16 protein-coding genes are annotated in these 21,505 nt (G+C 43.1%); 7 read left to right on the forward strand and 9 right to left on the reverse strand.

All coding sequences use genetic code 11. The features are described from left to right. Window positions 1-252 precede the first annotated feature (252 nt). Window positions 253-2,946: a LuxR C-terminal-related transcriptional regulator gene (locus HF888_RS01895; RefSeq protein WP_007017922.1), complete on the forward strand. Its 2,694-nt coding sequence runs from the start codon at window positions 253-255 to the stop codon at window positions 2,944-2,946. 103 nt (window positions 2,947-3,049) lie between these two features. Beyond that, on the forward strand, window positions 3,050-4,225 hold the full coding sequence (locus HF888_RS01900; protein WP_007017923.1) for a PleD family two-component system response regulator: 1,176 nt from the start codon (window positions 3,050-3,052) through the stop codon (window positions 4,223-4,225). A 32-nt stretch (window positions 4,226-4,257) separates the two neighbouring features. Here the strand turns inward: HF888_RS01900 and HF888_RS01905 are convergent, their stop codons facing one another. Beyond that, the gene (locus HF888_RS01905) at window positions 4,258-5,193 is read right to left on the reverse strand and encodes a LysR family transcriptional regulator (RefSeq protein WP_007017924.1); all 936 of its coding nucleotides are present in this window, start codon (window positions 5,191-5,193) and stop codon (window positions 4,258-4,260) included. Between the two features lie 330 nt (window positions 5,194-5,523). Between HF888_RS01905 and HF888_RS01910 the strand changes: the two genes are divergently transcribed. Both HF888_RS01910 and HF888_RS01915 read left to right on the forward strand, forming a co-directional pair. Then, window positions 5,524-7,011, forward strand: coding sequence for an OmpP1/FadL family transporter (locus HF888_RS01910; protein ID WP_007017925.1), 1,488 nt, complete (start codon window positions 5,524-5,526; stop codon window positions 7,009-7,011). 280 nt (window positions 7,012-7,291) lie between these two features. Further along, entirely contained in the window at window positions 7,292-8,191 is a 900-nt protein-coding gene (locus HF888_RS01915; RefSeq protein ID WP_007017926.1) for a hypothetical protein, read from the forward strand. A gap of 94 nt (window positions 8,192-8,285) precedes the next feature. On the opposite strand, the gene HF888_RS01920 is transcribed toward HF888_RS01915, so the two are convergent. Beyond that, entirely contained in the window at window positions 8,286-10,379 is a 2,094-nt protein-coding gene (locus HF888_RS01920) for a TonB-dependent receptor plug domain-containing protein (RefSeq protein ID WP_007017927.1), read from the reverse strand. A gap of 184 nt (window positions 10,380-10,563) precedes the next feature. Then, the gene (locus tag HF888_RS01925; protein ID WP_007017928.1) at window positions 10,564-11,523 is read right to left on the reverse strand and encodes a YbgA family protein; all 960 of its coding nucleotides are present in this window, start codon (window positions 11,521-11,523) and stop codon (window positions 10,564-10,566) included. A gap of 272 nt (window positions 11,524-11,795) precedes the next feature. Here HF888_RS01925 and HF888_RS01930 point away from each other — a divergent pair, with 272 nt between their 5' ends. Continuing rightward, a complete protein-coding gene (locus HF888_RS01930; RefSeq protein WP_007017929.1) occupies window positions 11,796-12,125 on the forward strand; it encodes a hypothetical protein in 330 nt (109 codons plus the stop codon). A 72-nt stretch (window positions 12,126-12,197) separates the two neighbouring features. On the opposite strand, the gene HF888_RS01935 is transcribed toward HF888_RS01930, so the two are convergent. The 3 genes from HF888_RS01935 to HF888_RS01945 all read right to left on the reverse strand — a co-directional run bounded on the left by HF888_RS01935 (window position 12,198) and on the right by HF888_RS01945 (window position 15,050). Further along, on the reverse strand, window positions 12,198-12,641 hold the full coding sequence (locus HF888_RS01935) for a hypothetical protein (RefSeq protein ID WP_007017930.1): 444 nt from the start codon (window positions 12,639-12,641) through the stop codon (window positions 12,198-12,200). Between the two features lie 119 nt (window positions 12,642-12,760). After that, window positions 12,761-14,134: a PhoH family protein gene (locus HF888_RS01940; protein WP_007017931.1), complete on the reverse strand. Its 1,374-nt coding sequence runs from the start codon at window positions 14,132-14,134 to the stop codon at window positions 12,761-12,763. A 187-nt stretch (window positions 14,135-14,321) separates the two neighbouring features. Further along, window positions 14,322-15,050: a cyclic di-GMP-binding domain-containing protein, MshE-related gene (locus HF888_RS01945; protein ID WP_007017932.1), complete on the reverse strand. Its 729-nt coding sequence runs from the start codon at window positions 15,048-15,050 to the stop codon at window positions 14,322-14,324. Window positions 15,051-15,425: 375 nt separating this feature from the next. On the opposite strand from HF888_RS01945, the gene trxB reads away from it, so the two are divergent. After that, the gene (gene trxB, locus HF888_RS01950; protein WP_007017933.1) at window positions 15,426-16,379 is read left to right on the forward strand and encodes a thioredoxin-disulfide reductase; all 954 of its coding nucleotides are present in this window, start codon (window positions 15,426-15,428) and stop codon (window positions 16,377-16,379) included. 10 nt (window positions 16,380-16,389) lie between these two features. Here the strand turns inward: trxB and HF888_RS01955 are convergent, their stop codons facing one another. Beyond that, entirely contained in the window at window positions 16,390-16,659 is a 270-nt protein-coding gene (locus HF888_RS01955) for a peptidylprolyl isomerase (RefSeq protein ID WP_007017934.1), read from the reverse strand. A 107-nt stretch (window positions 16,660-16,766) separates the two neighbouring features. On the opposite strand from HF888_RS01955, the gene HF888_RS01960 reads away from it, so the two are divergent. Continuing rightward, window positions 16,767-17,054 carry a hypothetical protein gene (locus HF888_RS01960; RefSeq protein WP_007017935.1) on the forward strand — a complete coding sequence of 96 codons (288 nt, stop codon included), beginning with the start codon at window positions 16,767-16,769 and terminating at the stop codon, window positions 17,052-17,054. Here the strand turns inward: HF888_RS01960 and HF888_RS01965 are convergent. After that, complete coding sequence (locus tag HF888_RS01965; RefSeq protein ID WP_007017936.1) at window positions 17,051-19,438, reverse strand: DNA polymerase II; 2,388 nt, start codon at window positions 19,436-19,438, stop codon at window positions 17,051-17,053. The two genes, HF888_RS01960 and HF888_RS01965, sit on opposite strands and share 4 nt — an antisense overlap. 64 nt (window positions 19,439-19,502) lie before the next feature. Further along, the gene (locus tag HF888_RS01970) at window positions 19,503-21,497 is read right to left on the reverse strand and encodes a diguanylate cyclase domain-containing protein (RefSeq protein WP_007017937.1); all 1,995 of its coding nucleotides are present in this window, start codon (window positions 21,495-21,497) and stop codon (window positions 19,503-19,505) included. Window positions 21,498-21,505 lie beyond the last annotated feature (8 nt).

The raw sequence follows: 21,505 nt of genomic DNA on the forward strand, positions 1-21,505 counted from the left end.
TTCTCAGTCAAGCTGAGAATGACTGCCGACGTTGTCATACCCGACTCGATCGGGTATCCATTTTCCTGTTTGAAATCAATTAGGTGGATTCTCAGTCAAGCTAAGAATGTCGATGTGACCACTCACCACTCACCACTCACCACTCACCACTCACCACTCACCACTCAACACTCAACACTCAACACTCAACACTCAACACTCAATAGGTTCGTGCTACAATAGTCCCACTAATAAGAATAAACAGGCGTATTTGTGGTCACGATTGAGCATTCTGTGGTGAAAACCCTCGAGCAATTTGATCTAAAAGTGCTGGCAATGAAGATGCAGCTGCCAAGCCTTCCCCTTGCTCATGTAAAGCGCACTTCATTAATTCAGTATCTTGATAGTCAAGAAAGCAATGTGGTTTTAGTCTATGCCGCTGCTGGATATGGTAAGAGTTTGATGTTTTCTGAATATATGTTCAGCAAAAAACATATTCAAGAATCGGTAGCTTGGCTTTCACTGGATGCAAAAGAAAACGATGAACGTCGGTTTCTCACTTATCTTTTAGCCTGTTTGCATGGTGTAGATGATCAGATTTTTAATCAGGCGCTTGAAAAACTATTAGGCGGTGAAGATTGCGAAGCTGTGTTTTTAAATATTGTCGATGCCATAGCACAACTACAGCGCAAAATTCATCTTGTGTTAGATGACTGCCACGAAATCCGCAACGAAAAAGTGCTAGATTGGATAGAGACTTTGGTGCTTTATACTCCCGAAAACTTAAGACTCTATCTTTTATCTCGAGTTTGTTTGCCGTTTAGCTTATCTAAACTTCGCCATACCAATGGCGTGGTAGAGATTACAGAAAATGAGTTGGCGTTTACGAGTGACGAAATGCAATTGTGGTTTGAGCAAGCACAGTTGGTACGCCTTAACCGTAGCGAGCAAGAACAGTTTCATTCAATAAGTCAAGGTTGGCCAGTTGGCTTGACCATGTTGAAAGCACTGTATGACCAATTTGAAGAGATTGATCTGTCACGTCCAAATACACTAATGCAAGAGTATTTTCATGAGCAATGGCGTCCGCATCTTAGCAATTCCCAGTATGAATTGTGCAGACAGATAGCGTTGCTTAAAGAGGTCAGTCCGGAATACTTATTGGCTGCATATCAAGACGATGCTATCCAGGATGAACTGACGAATTTACTAAATAGCCATAAGCTGGTTATGCCAGTTGCCATTTATCAAACATGGGTATGTTTACATCCCATGTTGCAAGCTTATTTACAATGGCAAGGATTAGAATCAGTAAAGACGGTTTATCAGCAAGCATGCGACTGGTTACATGACAACGGGTTTCAAGTGGCCGCCGTTGAAATGGCATTAAAAGCCGAAGACAAACTCAAAGCTGCCAGTCTTTTGCAGCAAACCGCCGAGTCGATTTTAGAAGATCAAGATATAGCTCAACTTTTAGAGTGGCGTCGACAAATCCCAGATGACGTGATTATCGCGTCACCTCGGCTGGTCATTATTTTTAGCTGGTCATTAGCACTTGCGTTGCAGTTAGATGACTCCGAGCGATTAATGGCTCAGATGGCGAGGATCGAAGGTGTTCCTGGCACCATGACCGATGAAATATCAGGCCAGCTATTTGCAATTCGAGCCTATATTGCGCGCTGTCGCGGTAACATTGATAATGCCGCTTCGTTGGCTCATCAAGCGTTAGAAAAGCTACCAAAGCGAAACTTTGTTGCGCGTGCGGTTACTTATTTCAATTTATCGAATGTATGTATGACACAACAGTCGCTAGTTGATGCCAGAAAATACAACCGCTTGTCGTTTGAGACTGCTCGCGCCGCTGGCAGTATTCATCTAGAAATGCTCGCAATTCACGAACATGCCCGTTTAGAGCAAGTAAAAGGTAACTTAAATCTTGCCATTAAGCTGTTGGACGAAGGTTTGCACTTAAGCCATCGTTTGGATAACCGTATGATGGCGCCGGCTTATGGACGACTGCTTATCTATAAAGGCTATATGTTATTGCTGCAAAACCAAACTGCGCAGGCAAGACAGTTACTGCTTAAAGGTCTTGGTGTATGCAAAGCGACCCATGACAGTTATGTCATTATGGCGTTTGTGTTGAAAAGTCAGTTGTTTAGACAGAGTGGCGATATCGAGAAAGCTTTTGATTATCTAGCTGAAGCCGAAGCGCAAATGCAGCGCTGGAATATACCAAGCTTTATATATATGCCATGGTTATCGACGGTTCGTTGTAACCTTCTAATTGATCAAGGTAAGGTCGATGTTGCTTTGTCCAATATTAAAGACTTGTATCAACAAGCCGAGCTCGCTCCCTACCTTTTAACCCCGGAACATTTCCCAGCATTAAAAGGTCTATTAGATATCTTTTATGTCCGTGCTAAGTCGATTGCAGGGCAGCACAAAGATGCGCTGAGGTTGCTTGATCAAACTCTTGAGTCTGGAAAGCTCGAGCAACATGGCTTTACTCTTCTGTTTATTTATTTGATGCGTGCGCTTCTTCGTTATCAACTGGGTCACGAAGACGATGCGTTGCATGATTTCCGTAAAGCTTTGACGATGGCCGAGCCAGATGAATGCATTATGCCTTTCATTGAATACAGTGCTGGGATGGGGCAGCTGTATCAACAATTACCAGATCAATACAAACACAAGCCATTTGTTCAAGCGATATTAAAAAATATTGAGCTCACGGAGGATGCCAGTCCGAATAAAGAGTTCGCCAAAATGCGCTTAGTTTTAAGTCAGCGGGAAATGGCGGTTTTAAAATTAATTGCTGAAGGCTTAAGTAACCAAGAAATAGCAGAGAGATTATTCATAAGCCTACATACGGTTAAAACACACGCTCGGAGAATCAACGGTAAATTAGATGTAAAAAGCCGCACCCAAGCGATATTAAAAGCCAAGGAAGTGGGCATTCTATAAGCAACCAGGTTCTGAGTAACTGGACTTTGAGTGCAATGTTAACTTTGTTGATAATTCTGGGATTTCGACTAAACCTTATTTAAGAGGAAAAGGTTTAGATACCATGGATGTAAAGCACGCCATTTATATATTGAGTTCCGAATCTGGGTTTCTTAGTGAAACATTAGGAAAACAATACCCTGTACATCGGTCTACGGACGGTGAAAAACTCCTGTCTGAGGTAGGCTCAGATTGTACTCTATTGCTTATGGACTTTAGGCAAACTGGTTATGAGCGCCTCGATCTGATTGAGAGCATTCGCAGTCGTTCAGAACTGGAGCACGTCCCCATCGCTGTTCTATTTGGTGATGATATGGAAAGCAGCCGAGTAAAAGCATTTGAGCTGGGTTGTGATGACTATATTCATCGGAGTGCCAGTGATGACGAGATCGCTTTACGCTGTGAAAAGTTAATATTCAACCGTATCGCCAACGAACAGCTGCAAGCTCAGGTAATACAGGCCAACGAACTGGCCTTTATTGCCATGTCTGATACCTCTGATCTCGGTATCAATATTCAATTCCTACTTGATGTACATACCTGTAATAACATGGACGAACTGGGTATGCGCTTGTTGCAAGCCGTGGGCAGTTATGGTCTTAAGGCCAGTTTGCAATTACGCAGTGAACTTGGTGTTAAGAATATGGACCCTTCAGGTATGTCTAAGGATTTAGAAGCAACTTTACTATGGGAGCTTCGCAATAACGGTCGCTATGTGGATTTCGGTAAACGCAGTGTGATGAATTACGAACAGGTGTCGTTATTGGTAAAAAACATGCCAGTCGATGACGATAAAAAGTATGGTGCGGTAAAAGACAATATCTTCTCCTTGTTGCAAGGCGCCGATGCACGCTTGAAAGCATTAGAAAATATCTCTCAAGTTACAGACCAGCAACAATTAATGAAGGCTCTATCAAAACGCATGCAATCTATGATGGAGGACATTGATGAAGGCTATCAGGGTGTTGTGAAAGAGATCGCAGATGTTGTCGAAGATATGTCCGACCGAATTAATATGGTCATTCAGAACCTAGGCTTACATGAGGATCAAGAAAAGGCCCTCGAAGAAATTATGAATTATGGCATCAATAAGACCAACAATGTTTTCAGTAGCGGTTTACGTTTGGATGAGCAATTTAAAGGGGTGGTAAAAGAACTGGGTGGATTCTTGTCCAGCGATAAGGTGAAGTTGAATAAAGAACAGCGCCTTAAGCTCCTCAATATTGTAGAGGATATGTAAGGCGCTGACGTTTCTAGAAGGCGATTTTCTGTTTACTTATGCAAAGCGCTGCAGTTAATAAACTGATCAAACTCAACGGCCCAAGGCTGGCTCTGCCTAAGACCATCCACAATGAAATCAACGAACGTACGAACTTTAACGCTAAGGTGTCGATTGCTGGCATATAGAGCGTGGATTGGTACACCGCTATAACTCCAATCGCAAAGCACTGGATTCAAGCGTCCTTCATTAATATCTTCTGCGCATAAGAATGTAGGTAGACGCGCGATACCCACACCATTGATGGCCAGCATTCGCATACTGAGAATATCGTTTACACGAACTCGAGGATTGATTTCAGCGCTAAACTGTTCCGGTGAATCAAATTCCCAATTGCCTTTAGGGCTCCAACCAAGAGTACTGTGATTAATGAGTTCACTTGGGTGGTTGGGGCTACCGTGCTTCTTGATATATTCCGGGCTGGCACAGACAATGGTTTTGATTTCACCTAATGGTCGAGCAATTAGAGATGAGTCCGCTAGATGGCCCACACGGAACGCCACGTCGATGCCTTCCTGAATTAGGTCTAACTGTTGATCGGTTAACATCATTTCTACTTGAATCTCGGGGTTCTTTTGTAAGAACTCAGAAACCATGTCACTCAATACACGAGAACCAAATAACATAGGAGCGGTAATACGCAGCAGACCTTTTGGTTTGCTTTGCATTTCTGTCACTGCAATGTTGGCTTCTTCTACATCACCTATTATGCGTGAGCACTGATTGTAATAGGCGCTGCCAGTATCGGTTAGGCTCAGGGTACGGGTAGTACGCTGCAACAAACGAACGCCTAAGCGTTCTTCTAGTTGTGTGATCTTTCTGCTTACCGTGGATTTAGGTAAGCCTAATGACTTAGCAGCACCGGTAAAGCTGCCTGCATCGACCACTTTTACAAAGATGGCAATTTCGTTGAGATCGAATTGTTCCATGGGAAATCCCCGACAATATCATTTGACTGTTGCTATTTTGGAACAATCAAAGCGAGTTTGCCAGTCTTTTTATTGGTACAAACGTACTTTTGTTGGCTATTTTATATACAGTAATAGCATAAAAAATCGTAGAACAATGTGTTTTTAACGATATTGCTATGGTGGCGTATAAAGACCACTGGCATACTTCGACTACATCGAAATCCCGCTAAAAACAAAAATAACAGGGTCATTTCTGGGTTATTGGTGCTTTGCAAACCTCAGGTGTTGTTGCCCTGATAAGTACCAGTAGCGGTAAAAAAGCGTGTTAACAAATATAAGGTAAATATCGTGATCAGCACAAAAAATCTACTAAGATCAGCGATTATCGCGGCGGCAGTTGCCCCAGCGGTTTCAATGGCTTCTGGCTATAAAATTAACGAACAAAGTGCAGCTGGTATGGGTACCGCTCACGCAGGCCGCGCTGCTATGGCAGAAGACGCATCTGTTGTTTTCTACAACCCTGCGGCTATGACGCAACTAGATAAAGCACAAATCAGTGGCGGTTTCACTTACATTAATGGTTATGGTGAGTTCGAAGGTAACGGTACTGATGTGGCCGGCAATCAAATCACAGGCGCTAACGACAGCGATCCTTTTAATGATGGTGGTAACTTCCTTGGCGAAAAATTCATCCCATTCTTCTATTACGCAAATCCAATCAGCGACAAGCTAGCTGTTGGTCTGGGTGTTTACACGCCTTTCGGTACTGAAACAAATTACGATGAAAACTTTGTGGGTGGTGGTTTTGCTGATGAAACATCGCTAATTAGTTTAGAGCTTCAGCCAAGTATTGCCTATAAAATCAACGATCAATTAAGCATTGGTGGTGGTTTAGATATTATTTACATGGAAGGTACGCTGTCGAAATCCGTCGACTCTGTGCCATATAATCAAGCAGTTAATGATAATATTGGGAGTGGCGTGGTTCTTGGTAACCCAGAGTACCAAGGTTTTGAGGGTTTTTATGAAGTAACAGGCGACGACTGGGGTGTAGGCTGGAACATTGCTTTGCATTATCAACTATCTGAAAAAACTAACCTAGGTGTTACTTACCGCTCTGAAATTGATGTAGACCTAGAGGGCGACAGTACTTTCCGTGACAATACGTTTGCACTTTATAACAACAATGGCACAGCAGCGGATCCATTTGACGATACAGTCACACCAGTTCCTGTTCAGCCACAAGCATCTAAAGTACCTCTAACAACTCCTGAGTCATTGACGCTTTCTGTTACTCACCAAGCAACAGACAAATTATTGCTGCAAGCGGGCGCGACTTGGACTGGTTGGTCATCTTTCCAAAACTTCGATGTGATCGCTACTGAGCGTGCAACACCGAATCAGGCTGATGGCCTTGATATTTCTGATATTTCTTATGGCGATGGTGTAACTGGTTTAGACGCTGGGTATATCGGTCATATCGACGAACGTTGGGTTGACGTTTGGGCTGTAGCAGTAGGTGCAACCTATCAGCTAAACGATCAAATTAAACTACGTGCTGGTTACGCGTATGATGAATCACCGGTGCGTGATGAATTCCGTACCGCTCGTGTACCGTCTTCAGATCGTCAATGGTTAACCTTTGGTGCAGGCTATAAGGTAGATCAAAACCTATCCTTTGATTTGGCGGCGGGTTACTTGTTTATGTACCCAATGGACCTATCTGAAATCAACAAGCAGAACGATAATACTCCTACAGATAGCAAAGCCAGCGTTACTGGCGAATACGAAATCGATGTATTCGGCTTAGCACTACAGGCTAACTACCAGTTCTAATGAGCCCTATTTAGGGTCACAGATTACAAGCCTTCGAGCTTGTCTCCCTTTTAGCGCACCTTTGGGTGCGCTTTTTTGTGCACCACTTTTGCTCATAAGTCCATATACGCCACTTTGAGCATCAAACATTCTGGGCATAGACACATCCGATTGCACAAAAATAGTGCCATCTCAACTTATATGGTTTTATCGTTATGGCTTCTTAAGCGCCATCTTACGCAGCCTGAGCGCAATTCCTGACGACTTGATCATCTTGGTACAGCCCTTGCTGTAACAGCTTATGAATACAGATTTGAGCACTATTGTGAAGCAACCTATGAACAGCGTAAATCAACAAGCTGAATCACTGGCCCAGTTGCACCACAACCAGCAACTTAGGCTTAAGGCTTTAGATCTAATAAAAGCTTTATATGAACTGGTTAGGGTAATCCAGCAGCATCGCGCGGCGACAAACGCCGCATTGGCAGGCAACCCGTTTTTTGAAAGTAAAACGTCACCTTTATCCCGAGAAATTAATGCTCGGATGAAAGAGCTGGAGCGTCAGCAAGATAATTTGGAGGAGCTAGCCAGGGAAGAGCAGTGGCAGGAAATAAAAATGGCATGGCGTACTGTGCACCAGCAGTGGCATCAAGATGAGGTGATTGAAAATTTCGAACTCCATAGTCATCTAGTCAAACTGGTTCTGCTGTATATTGCGGATTTGGGAGAGTCGGCTGAAACACTTATTGAGACACACTTTCAATATCAAGCTCTGGGTCATTATGTGTTTCATGATCTACCTTGGTTCATTGAACTTTTGGGTCAAATCCGCGCGTTAGGTACATCAACCGCCGTCACAGGGCAGTTGAATAAAGATATTGAAATGCGTTTGCAATTTTTACTGAATCAGATGTTAAAGCAGCAGGTTACAGTAAAGCAGCAGGCCCAGCGTTTGAGCAAAGAAGCGCTCGATATAACCTCATCACTCATCGACGCATTATTGTGCGAACCAAAGCTAGAGCGTTTAACACAATTACTTAATAATGATTTATTAAGTGGCGGAGATATAGTTACAACAGCGGATGAGTTTTATACCCTAGCGACGGCGATAATCGACGCTCACTACAAGGTTATGAATGAAGGCTTGCGCTTATTGCGTTTGAGCATGGATAAACGCATTCAGGCTTGGGTAAAACGATAAAAAATTCTGCTATCGGTACGATCAAAAAAGGCCCTTGTACATATTGATACACAAGGGCCTTTTTTAATTGTTGAAAATGAGCTTTCCAGTTTGACTAGAAAACGAGTTTAGCGCCCACCGAGAAAATAGTTGGTAGGGATTCCACCTTTTCGCGCTCGCTATAATCCTTGTTGTAAGAGTAATCGCTGACGTTGGCTCGGTTATAAAGATTGATAATTTCGAAATAGAAATCACTACGAGCCGATAATTTGTAATCCATGCGGAAGTCTAAGCGATGGTATGCCGGTAGGCGTTCAGAGTTGGGTTCGCCTTCGATAGGATCATAAATATAAACCGTTTCAGGATCTGGGTTTCCTGCAATAACATTACCGTCTTCATCAAATGGAATTGCTCCCTCTACTGGCGTGATCAAACTCCCGCTTTGGTAACGCCATTTAAAACCATAAGTCGTGCGTTCGTCCTTTTGATAGCTGGCAACTAAATTGACAATCCAAGGGCGGTCTAATTCGAAATCGATTTCTTTACCTGTGATCTCGTTAGTACGTTTAGTTTGGCTATACGCAAGGCTAAACCAGCCATACCATTTGTCTGTTAAGTTTTTGTTGAGCAAAAATTCAATACCATAGGCCTCGCCGGTTGCTTCATTAAGATAAGGTTGCTCAGGATTATTAGTATTGTTGGGGTCGTAAGTATAGGCAGGGTTAGTCGCTACTAGTTTATCAATATCTTTGTAATAGACTTCTAACTTGCTGCTTAATGACTCATCAATTTCGTGTTCGAAACCCACAACATAGTGCATAGCATCCGGCTGTTCGAGTTCTGGGTTACCTAACTCATCGGCAATAAAGCGGAACTCACGAATAAATTGACTATGGCGACCGACTGCTGCGGTCAACGTCCATGCAGGGTTAAGCTCATAGCGAGTTGATAAACGCGGTTGGACAATATTTTGTTCGTTGAAATCATTATAACTATTACCAAGACCCAAAGTGATTTCCCACAAAGGCGTAGCAAACCAATCGTAGGCGATAAAGCTATAAGCTCCATTGATTGTTAAAACCTCTCCCAATGGTCCAAATGGCTCACCCAATGATGCAGGGTCACATGTCTCACCTATTTCATCATTACAAGGAGAATATAAACCAGCGGCTGTATAGTCGATATCGGTTTGGCTTAAGTCAAATCCATAGCGCAGCGTATCACCATTATCTAACGGCGTGTTGTAGTAGTTTTTAAAGCGATATTCGTAATTCACTGCATCCAAGTCGAATAATGTGCCCACTACAAAATCGGTTTTTTCTTCCTTACGGCTCAAGGAAAACATTGAGCTGGTGCCATTATCAAACAAGGTATCTACGAGAATACCTTGGCTATGATAATAGGTGTCAGCGTCTAAACCACCGGCTAGTGCAGGCTCAGTTTCCAAAGCGTCGTTTTCTGGTCCGAACTCAATACCCACGGAGTCTTCTGCACCAGTAGCAATAAGTCGTACATTGGTAGTGGCGGTGGGTTGCCAGTGGTATTTAAATTGATAGTCACTGTTGCGTGGAACTTCGGTAAAAGTGAGTTCATCTTCGTCAATAAAGCTTTCCACATAAAACTCAAGCAAGCTGCGACGATAGGATAAGTAAAACGCACTGTCTTCACTCAGGGCTCCTTCAATCATGGCCCCTGCGCGCAAAAAACTTAGATCAAGAGTGGTGGTTAAGGGTTCTCGGTATGGGTCGCGCAATTTTGTCGCTAGTACGGCACCAATAGCGTTACTGTATTCTGGCCCCCAGGCACCAGCCTTGAGTGAAAAGTTTTCCACGAGGTTGGCGTTATAGGTACTATTGCCATCGTTATGAAACACATAGCCTACCGGAATGAAGTCAGTGATGTAGATATTGTCCCTTGGGCTGGAGCCTCGAATAGCGGGAATACTGAAAGGACCAAAGCCGCCTAATACAACACCGGGCAGCGCTTCGATGGCTTTTAGGGGATCATTGCCTGCGCCAGGCACTTTAAGTAGTTTTTCAGTGGTAATCTCAGGACCAGAAACTTCAGCCCCTTGAACCTGAACCGCATTGAGTTCAGCCACGTCTTCATCTTTTTGTGCGGTTGTTTTGTTTGTCTCTTCCTGAGCGTATGCCGTTTGCAGTGGCAGGCTGGAAGCCAGTAGTAACGTCGCGAGCATCCTTCGCTGCATGGTAAACCCCATTATAAATTGTTATTCGTTAAAAAGGCTTTACGCACTTTATCAAAGAAAGGATTGAAATACCTAGCAACGGATTTAAAAAACGCTTTGGTCTCGCTTAAGTATACGTATTACAGCCTAAATATTGAAAGGAGTCCGCATAGTGTCTTGAAGTAAAGACACTATGCCTAGGGATTTAAATGGCGTTGCGCAATCCCAATTCATAGGGGTGTGGGTTTAAGTACTTTTGCTGCAATAAATAACCATCCTGTTCTGTGTGTTTTTGAATGTGATGGTTAAGCAAAGTTAGGGGGGCCACAAGCGGGATAATTCCTTGGCGATACTGATGAATGACGTTGGTCATTTCTTGGCGCTCTTGAGATGTAAGATGTTGCTTTACATAGCCTTGCAAGTGCTGAAGCACATTGGTGTTCTTTTTACGATTGGCAACATGCTTGATGGCTGACATAAACTCCATGATGTATTCATCAGCGATTTGTTGTAGAGGTTTAGCTTTAAGGTCTGCCATCAATCTGCCAAGGTTCTGATAACTAGGAATATGGTGGGCCATTAGTAAATACTTATGACGCGTATGGAAATCCATAAGTGCTTTTTTACTTAGGTCTGCTTCAACGTTTTCTTTCCAATCATTATAGGCCATAACACGAGTAATAAAGTTTTCGCGAAGCATGGGGTCGCTCAAACGACCAGCCTCTTCTTTTGGAATTAACGGTAGTAGGCGTTCGATCTCGGCGGCATAGATACCTTGAGCTGTATCTAAAGGATTTCCGTTTTCATGGTATAGCTTTACCTTGGTATAGCCGCAGCTAGGGCTTTTTTGCATGAAGATATAACCACGAACGTCTTTAATCTGGTCGGCTTGTTGTTTCGCATAGTCTTTCAGTTGCTGGGTAAAGCGTTTGCTGTGGTCGTCTACTTGAGCAGCTTCGATACCTTCTTCATTATTACCAGAGGTCGTGATGAGATGAATAGGCGGTCTTGGCGTACCCATGCCGATGCCGACTTCTGGACAAATAGGGGTGAAGCTAAAATATTCAGAAAGCACTGACTCAATATATCGAGAGCGTTTGTGTCCGCCGTTATAGCGAACTTCCTCTCCGAGAAGACAGGAGCTAATAGCGACTTGGATTTTCATTATCCCTTCCAACCTTAGGTGATCAAACTTTCACTCGTTTACGTATCTAACAGCTTAATGGATTGCAATATGGCTGAATAGACCCTTTTCTCAGCTTAAATTTGAGCTTACTTTTGTTAAAAAGCAAGTTACTGATTGTAGTGATTTAGGTGCTTTTGCTATAAGTCTAGCGGCTTTAATTATTTGTTAAATAATAATTGCCATCTCTTTGCAAAGCGCTAAAAACCGGACTAAACATTAATTATGAGGTTTCATTAATTAGGTTGTAGATTATGAGTTTAAGCAATCAGCAAAGCGCACAGGTTCTTTTTCAGTTCGATAGCTCCTTCGATGTAAGCTATGTGAATTACCATCGTGGTAATGAGCTTGCTGACCCTCAATTGATCGTCACCCTTGAGCGGGACAATGAGCGTCAAAGCTTTGCTTTTATGCACCCTCACTTTAATGATGTGGATCGCAATTTAATAAGCGCTCAAGGCATTGCCATTAGTTCTGTGAAGTTGTCGCCTTTTGGACAAAATCAAATTGAAGTATCTGACCTGAAAGACGGCTTAGTTTATTTTACTGCAAGAGTGGTCAAGAATATCACGCCCACGGCATAGAATAGGGTCATTAAATCGAGACATAAAAAAACCAGCCTAAGCTGGTTTTTTTATGTCTCAATTTTTGATTCGTTAGTGAAGCTTAAGAACTAAAGCATATTTCGAACAATACTCACGCTCTTTGGTGTCGTTTTTCTGAACGCTTTGCTCGGAGCTTATCCACACATAGCTTGAGGAGCGACCTTTACATAATTCCAGTCCTAGGACCGAATTCTTTGATTCTACAAATAAATTCATGGTGATCTCGTCACGGCCCGCTGCACGCAAGTAAACCTTTTTTGGTGAGATCGTCATGGCTTTCACACCGTCACGACCGTTTAAGCTGATGGTTTTACCGGGAGGAGCATTAACCCATTCGGCATCGTCACGGATTTTAATACTGGTCCAATCACTATCGGTAGAAACCGATAGTTCGTAAATAATCGGATCACCTTCGGCAGCCAATGTAAGGGGAGAGACAAATGCTGCCCCCAAAGCAAAGACCATAGAAGCGATCTTGGGAAGCCCTGATTTCATGGCGACATCCTTTTGCTAAGCCTCCTTTAAAATTAGGAAAGGACCGGTTATTAGTCAAATCACTTATAAAAAATAACCGGCTTTAAGCGTCGTGGCGTTAAAGGACTATACAAAACACTCTACAGGTGACTTTCTGCATATTCAGCTAGCGCGGATCTTGGTACACCCTGTAATTCAATACTGCCTCCTAAGGAGAATCCTTTAAAGCGTTCATTCAAATAAGTTAGCCCCGAACTGGTGGCATTGAGATAAGGCGTATCGATTTGAGCAAGATTACCTAGGCAAACAACTTTAGAACCAGCACCCGCACGGGTAATAATGGTTTTCATTTGATGCGGTGTGAGGTTTTGGCTTTCGTCAATGATGATGAGACTTTTTTGGAAGCTGCGACCGCGAATGTAGTTCAGTGACTTAAATTGTAGTGGGACTTTTTGCAGTATGTAGTCGATAGAACCATGGGTATTCTCGTCGTCCATATGAAGCGCTTCAAGGTTGTCGGTTATGGCACCCAGCCAAGGCTCCATTTTTTCTGTCTCCGTACCAGGTAAGAAACCAATGTCTTCATCTAAACCTCGAATACTACGTGTGGCTATAATCCGATTGAAGCGATTTTGCGCAACGGTCATTTCGATTGCTGCAGCTAAAGCCAAAATGGTTTTACCTGAACCTGCGCTGCCAGTGAGGGTGACGAGATCAATGTCTTCGTCCAGCAGTAGATCCAGAGCGGCGGCTTGATATATATCCCTTGGTACTAACCCCCAAGCTTCGTTTTGCATGAGACCATCTTTGCTTTTATCCCATAGTTTTATGTGTTGATCGTCCACTTCTATAACGCGCGCAATAAAGTTTTGGTCATCCAAAATATACTGGTTGGTGAAGACTTCTTGGTCCATAGATTGACGCGCAATGCGATGGACGGTGCGCCCTGGCTCATGCTGAGTGTCGACTTTCTCTATTGTCTCCCAAAAGCTGCCTGGGTATTTATGAAACCCTTGGGTGAGAGACTCAATATCGCTTACCAATTGGGTATTGTGATAGTCCTCAGCGGCGATGCCGCAGCCACGAGCCTTTAGGCGCATATTGATGTCTTTCGTCACTAATATGATTTGAGTTTTAGGGCGTTGCTGTTGAAGGAAGATGAGGCTGTTGATGATTTTATTGTCGTTCAGATCATTGGGCAGCAATGTGCTTTGTTGCACGGGCTTGTCCATTAAAATGCTCAAGTGACCGTGTTGTTTAGTTGCAGAGGGAAGAGCGATACCTTCGCTGATTTCTTCAGGGGAGGCTTCACCTAACACACTGTCGATATTGCGAATGGCTTGTCGACATTCAAGGGAAACGCCTGATTTACTGAGTTTAAGTTTATCCAGTTCTTCTAACACCGTCATGGGTATGACGACATGATGTTCTTCGAATTTGTAGATGGCAGTGGGATCGTGGATGAGGACGTTGGTATCGATTACGTAAGCTTTAGTACGACGACGGTTTGGCATTCAGCACTCCTTTGTGCGAACCATCGGCCAATAACATATAGGCTAAACGACTACTAACTGTTTGGCTTCATCATTGACCCTTCGGCTCGGATGGAAACCACATCTCCATTCAACCGAGCTTTCCTTCGAAGCGCAAGAAAAAAATTCGACTAATTTAAAACAGTCGTTTTGGGTGATTTTTGAACACTTAGTGTGGTCGAATACGAATGCTGGATTGGTCGCTGAGCTTCACATTAGAAATAATGACGTCGCCAAAGCTGCCGCCGTTTGCTGAGCCCGCTACGCGCATATTACGAAAAGCAATTTCTTCAATTTCTGAAGGTAGTGCCAACTCAATTGAGCCATCTTCATTGATAACTTGTTTGCTGGTTTTGTTGTATTTTACACCTTTCACACTGACATCGGCATCCAGCATGCTGGCGAGCGGGTTCAAAACCTGAGCCAGTTCGCCAATCGCCCCTAATTTATCCAGCTCGTCTTGCGCTTCTGGATCGCCACCCTGTGCTCGTTCGAGCAGCTGGTTAAATGCTGATTCTGGATGGCTGATGCCTTGGCCACTGATTGCGGCAAGTCCATCGTCATCTAGCGCTTTTAATCCCTTGTATTGATCGGCTTCCTGACTTGAATAAGCACCATCTTGTAATGAATCACTGCTTTGCGTATTGGCATAGGCGCCCATGCTTAGCGGACCTAAGATTACGGCCATGACGCCAGCGAAGAAACGGTGACGTGACTGCTTCTTCAAAGCTTTATTCAATTGTTTGTCGGTTAGTATGCCTTGGTCAATCAGCACCTCACCCAAGCGCATACCTGAGGTGATCTGTAATTGCAGTGCGGCATCTAGCTGAGTTTGAGTGATTAACCCTTTGCTTTTTAGTAGTGAGCCTAGGCGAGATTTGGCTTCGTATTGAGACATGTCTGGTGTCCTGAAACGGTGTTTCTAAGAAACGATTATGACGTAGTCAAAGAGTGGTACTTGCTTCGCAAACTGGCAACGAAAGATTTTTGTCGGTTTTTGGTTAGGCTCGAAATAGCCTTATAAGTCATTGATTATTAAGCTTTTTGTGTCTTCGTGACAGATTGTAATTATTGCCGGTACTTTTGTTCCTCGAAGGCTACCTAGAATGGCTTCATTTTGATCAATAGCGTTTGGCTACTAAATATATAGAAAAATATTATGAGCAACACTGTCTTTCAGACCCTATAGTGCAATAGGCCGACGCGGTGGTTTTTGCTATAGTGCGCGACAATTTTAATATTACTGGCTATTTAGTTTGAATTAGGAGACGACATGTCCACACGTCACATCAAATTACTCATCTTGGGTTCAGGTCCGGCTGGTTATACAGCGGCAGTTTATGCGGCTCGCGCGAATCTGAATCCAGTTGTGATCACGGGTATGCAAATGGGCGGTCAGTTAACGACCACGACCGATGTGGACAACTGGCCTGGCGATGTTGATGGTCTGCAGGGTCCCGAGCTAATGCAGCGTATGCAGGCTCACGCAGAGCGCTTCAATACGGAAGTGTTATTCGACCATATTAATAACGTCGATTTATCCAAGAAACCCTATACCTTGACGGGTGATCAAGGTACCTATACCTGTGATGCATTGATTATCGCGACTGGGGCGAGCGCTCAATACCTAGGTCTGGAAAGTGAAGAGGCGTTTAAAGGTAAAGGTGTGTCTGCGTGTGCCACCTGTGATGGTTTCTTCTATAAAGGTAAAGAAGTTTGTGTCATCGGTGGAGGTAACACAGCTGTAGAAGAAGCACTTTATCTATCGAACATTGCTGCCAAAGTTCATGTTATTCACCGTCGTGACAGCTTCCGTTCAGAGAAGATATTAGCGGACAAGCTGCTTGAGAAAGCCAAAAACGGTAATGTTGAAATTCATTGGTTTAACGAGCTTGATGAAGTTCTCGGTGACGAGATGGGCGTGACAGGTGTGCGCTTGAAAAACAACCAGACTGGCGAAAAGCAGGAAATTGAGCTGGCGGGTGTGTTTGTTGCAATCGGCCATATCCCAAATACTGATATTTTCCAAGGTCAACTAGATATGGAAAATGGTTACATCAAAGTGCAAAGTGGCTCACATGGTAATGCGACATTGACCAGTAAAGAGGGTGTGTATGCAGCCGGTGATGTAATGGATCACGTTTACCGTCAAGCAATTACATCCGCGGGAACTGGTTGTATGGCTGCTCTTGATGCTGAGCGCTATCTCGATGAACTAGAAAAGTAAATTGGATAGTTTAACTTCGATTGTCTTTTCTTAAGATGTGAATACCGTGGTGGGTTTCAATTGGACCAACCACGGTACCAAGAGGCGCGGATTCTAGCGCCTCTTTTATTTCTGCTGGAAAGTCTTGCTCTGACATATTGCCGAGTTTACCGCCATCTTTGGCACTTGGGCAGGCGCTATGTTCTTGAGCCAACTGCGCGAAATCTGCACCCTCTTCGAGGTTTTTAATGATTGGCTCCACCAGGAGTGGTGTATGCAGCAAAATGTGTCGGATTTCCATGTGAAAAACTCTCTTTTTGATACATCCAAGACTAGACTATAAAGCAACGCTTGAAGTAGGTAGAATGCGCCTCCCATTCAAATCAGTCAAAATAACTGGAGAAACTTATGGCCCGTGGTGGTTTTCGTCGCAATAAAATCCAAAAACAGCAGGGTAAAGGCACACTGGAAACCGTTAAAACCGAAGGACCATTTATCGAATGGGTAGGTAAACCAGAATACTATCGTCACTACCTCACTATTGATGGCAATGAATACCGTTACGAATCGGACACGACTGATCTGGGTGTGGAGCTCGGCGACATGGTAGTGTTTCGTTATATTGATCATAAAGACGGTTTGATTATTGATCGACGTTCACTTGGTAAGTGGATCGACCCAGCGTCTTTTAGCTAAAACTCACCAAAGATATCCTGTTGTGGGCTACGGATTTGCTCGAATCGCTCATCTAAAAAATAAAGAATGCTATCGACCACAGGAGCAATTTGCTTATCTACGTAATGTTCATAGTCCAATGGTAAATTGTTTGCACACTCTAACGCCATTGGGCCTTGCTGGGTAATTACATAGCGAATCCAACCACCATTTTCATACGGATTTATTTGATTGCGTTTTTGGTAGATAGGCTCTGCTGCTATGGCGGCTTGAATTTGCGGTGGTATGTTTTTCTTATAGTGGTTTAACGGTTTGCGAATACGCTTCTTATAAACCAACGCATGATCCCATTTTCCTTGTAGTAATTCCTGTACTGTGGATTGAATGAAAACATGGTAGTCCTTGCCTTCAAACACTAAACGATACAGTTCTTTTTGTATGTGTTTTGCTAACTCAGTCCAGTCACTCCTTACAGCTTCTAACCCTTTAAATACCAATTCGCCTGAACTCAATAAACCGGCGTAGCGTTTCTTACTACCTTTATCACTTCCGCGAATAGTTGGCATAAGAAAATCACCATAGTGATTTTCGAATTCAATCTCTAAATGACTATCTAGACCAAATTCGTGTTGTAGCTTATGCCGCCAATACTGATTTAACCCGTCACTCAACTGATTACCGATTTGCTGCGCAATCGAATGATCTACATCTATGATGTTTCCATTCCCAGTATGTAGGCTTACGAATACGCTATCGGTGTCACCATATATCACTTGGAAGCCTTGCTGCTCTATCCAGGTGGCACTTTGGTTGATGATTGAATGTCCGCGTTCAGTAATAGAACTTGCTAATCGCGCATCAAAAAAGCGGCATCCGGTGCTACCTAATATGCCATAGAAACTGTTCATGATGATTTTGATAGCATAGCTTTGCGCAGCATCATTACGTTTTTTCGCAAGATCACGCTCTGCCCATAATTGGGTGATGATGTTAGGAAGAAAGTGCTTTTCGCGATGAAAAAAAGCATCGTGAAAACCAGCAATACAATCCTCGCTATGTCCTTCTTGTTGCGCTTTTAATCCCTCAATCAATCCTAAAGGGTCAATTTTAAAGGTACGAATAATACTGGGGTATAGGCTTTTAAAATCCAAAACTAATACATCTTTATATAAACCTGGTTTACTATCTAATACCAAGCCACCTGGTGCTTTAAAACCATCAAAGCCCTCACCTAAGTTTGGCGCTATGTAGCCTGCTCGATGCAATTTGGGTAAATATAGAAATTCAAACGCAGCAACACTGCCACCAACTCGGTCTAAGCGATGACCGGTTAGGAAACTACGTTTTACTAAATAATCAATCAGTTGAGTTTCTTTAAAGACATCAATAACCAGTTGACAGTCATTAATATTGTATTGAGCCAGAGCCGCTTTATTGTGGTGAAACAGCTCTGTTATAGCATGACCTCGATCAGACATATCACCATCAAAGCCTTCAATGATTTTGCCTTTATCTAGTAGCTGATGAGCGACAAAGTCTAATGCGAAGCTTTCGAAGTGATAGCTGGCATTTTTAAGTGAGTCGATCCCATCGAGAATGCATCGACCGGGTATGTCAACAAAATTAAATCCGTTTTGACCCTGCCTAATATTAAGTGATGACTGTTGGCGACCCCAAAGCATTTCTAATCCATGCTCACGATAAAGTCGATGTAGAACACTGACATCAAAGTTAACAACATTCCAGCCTAAAAGAAGATCAGGATCCCATTCACTGATAAGTTGATTACTTGCAATTAATAGACTTCGTATATTTTTAAAAAATATTAGTTGTTGCGTGCTACTACTTGGATCGCCCAGCATATAAACCATTTCTTTACGCTCGCTACTATCTTCATAAACGAACGCAATACTCAAAAGTTTTTCTGACACCTTGCGCGTGGGCATAGTGGTTTCGATATCAAAACTAATGTAAGAGAAGTTGGGAATAAAATTGTAGGGTTGAATTCGTGGGTTTTTGTATTCCAAAGCAGTATGTTGCTCATCAAAATAGAGACCGCCTTTAATGGAACGCTCCATTAAGAAGCGACTCGTTGGTTTGATGTCATCCTCCCATAGAGTGATGCCATTTTGTTGAGCATAGCGACGAACAGCATTTAGTATTTTTAAACTGGAACAATAAATCGCAGCGATGGGCGAATCATCAAAATGCTTTAGGGCTAAATTCGAATGTCGATGGCCAAGCCATGTTGGTAGTTTTTTCACATCTGATTGGCGGCAAAATACAACAGCCTCATGCTGAGGAAATTCAATAAAGATGGGTCCGCTTTGAGTTTTTAGCCAATAGCGCAGAACCAGCTGCTCGTCACGATCAAAGCTGTGCTCAGATAGGATGAACCCTTCCACTTATACCTCATTGAATTAATGTGTTAGCACTTGATTATATCAGTGAATCAATGTTGTTGAGATCTTAAAGTTCAGGTGGATGAGTGAAAATATAAAAGCGTTTTTCTGATTGGCTTTTTGCAGCATACATGGCGATATCAGCACTACGGGTGAGTTCAATGGATGACGTGCCATGGTCGGGATAGAGGCTAATTCCGATACTACAACCAACACTAATTTCGATACCGTCTATGACAATGGGAGAGCAAAGTAAAGAGACCACCTGCTGGGCAACACTCTCAATACTGTTCATATCAGAAATATCTTCTATGATCATAACAAACTCATCACCACCAATACGTGCTACGGTATCGTGCTCTCGTGTACGTGACTCCAATCTTTCAGCAACGATTCGCAGTAATTTGTCACCCATTTCATGTCCATATTCATCGTTTATTGGTTTAAACCGATCAAGATCAATAAATAATAACGCAACTTTTTTGTTTTGCCGGTCGGCCCTAGAAATTGCTTGATTCAGTTGATTTTCGAATAGAGTGCGATTAGCTAAGCCCGTTAAAGCATCATGATGGGCCATCTGCTGAAGTCGATTTTCTAGGGCTTTGCGATCACTGATATCTGTAATTATTACTACAATTGTTGATTCCAGTTCTCCAACATGGCTAATACTCAGCCGAACGGGAATGATTTTTTGACTATAGGTCTTTATTTCAGTATCCCCTTGCCAATTTAGTTGGTGAGTCAGGGCATTGCGAATCGCGCTTTTGGTTTCCGTAGCGACAGAGTCGTGGTAAAACGAGAACGTGCTACCAATGATTCTTTTGGCACTCATATGAGTGAGTTCACACAGTGCGTGATTGGTGCTAATTACATGCAAATCCTTATCTAAAATTAAAATACCATCATGGCTGCTATCAAGCACACTAGCCGCTAATTTCAATTGACGTTCTGCCTGATGCTTCTGGGTTTGATCAAGAGCAAAAAATAATCCGGCGCTAGCGCTGCTGTCGTAGGGAATACCACCTAGATAGACCGAGAGCCTTTCTCCTGTCCTATGAAAAAGTTCAATGGAGTGCAGCTTGTTTCCTCGGCCATATTTAATGTTGTCTGCGATTTCCTTTAGAACTTTTCTTTGGTCTTGGGGAATCAGACTTTGCCATTGTAGAGTTCTGTTGCTTATGTCGACTGAATCAAATCCAAAAAGATGTAAGAAATTTGCGTTGGCATCGGTGATTAATCCGTTCTCATTCCATTCTATGATGCTTAATAGGCCTGAGTCATACAGGCTGTTGAAGCGTTTCTCACTGAGCCTGAGTTCGGATTCGGTTTGACTAATGTGCGCTAGAATACTTCTTAGATAAAAAACGAGGAATAGAATACTGAAAGCAATGGCGATAATAGATACTTGATCCGTCGTATCTTTTACCCATCGAGCACCCTCACCGAGTGTGTTAGAAAACGCGTTTTCGTAGGAGGTGAGTTCTGCATTGAGGCGGTCTAGCTCCAGTAATTGTTTTCGGTCAATACTTGTGGGATTAACCTTTCGCTGTGCTTTGATTCTCTTACCTAAACGCTGTAGTTCTTCGATGCTTGTATCCGCCTTCTCCCAAAAAGCTGTTGCCTTTTTTACGTGATAGAAATTTTTGAAATGTAGAAAAAAACCGATCATGGTCTCAATATCCTCAGGATCATTGAGGCCGATTAGAAAGCCTTTGCTGGCCGTTGCTCTGTCGGGTGGCGTTTGCAGCAAAGCCAGGCGTGCTTGTTTATCGCCAAACGTTACCTCTAGCGCAGATAAAAACATCTGATAGTCGTGATCAGAACCAAAGCTCGCGAATCTTTGAAGATAAAAAATGGCGTCCTTTTGAGCTTTTGCCCATGTACCTTCACCTTTGGTGAACACCCGCACTCCATTGAGCGCATAGCTTTGCACATAACTAAGACTAATGAGCAACAGACTCACCGCTAACAGAGTGCTAATCGCGACTACGACCTGCTTACGGATGACGGAGGTATGCTGGCTGGTCGTTGCTGTAGGTGCTCTATTATCGTCGATGCTCATTGGAACCT

The organism is Bermanella marisrubri (genome assembly GCF_012295615.1).
In the GTDB taxonomy this organism is placed as follows: Bacteria; Pseudomonadota; Gammaproteobacteria; order Pseudomonadales; family Oceanobacteraceae; genus Bermanella; species Bermanella marisrubri.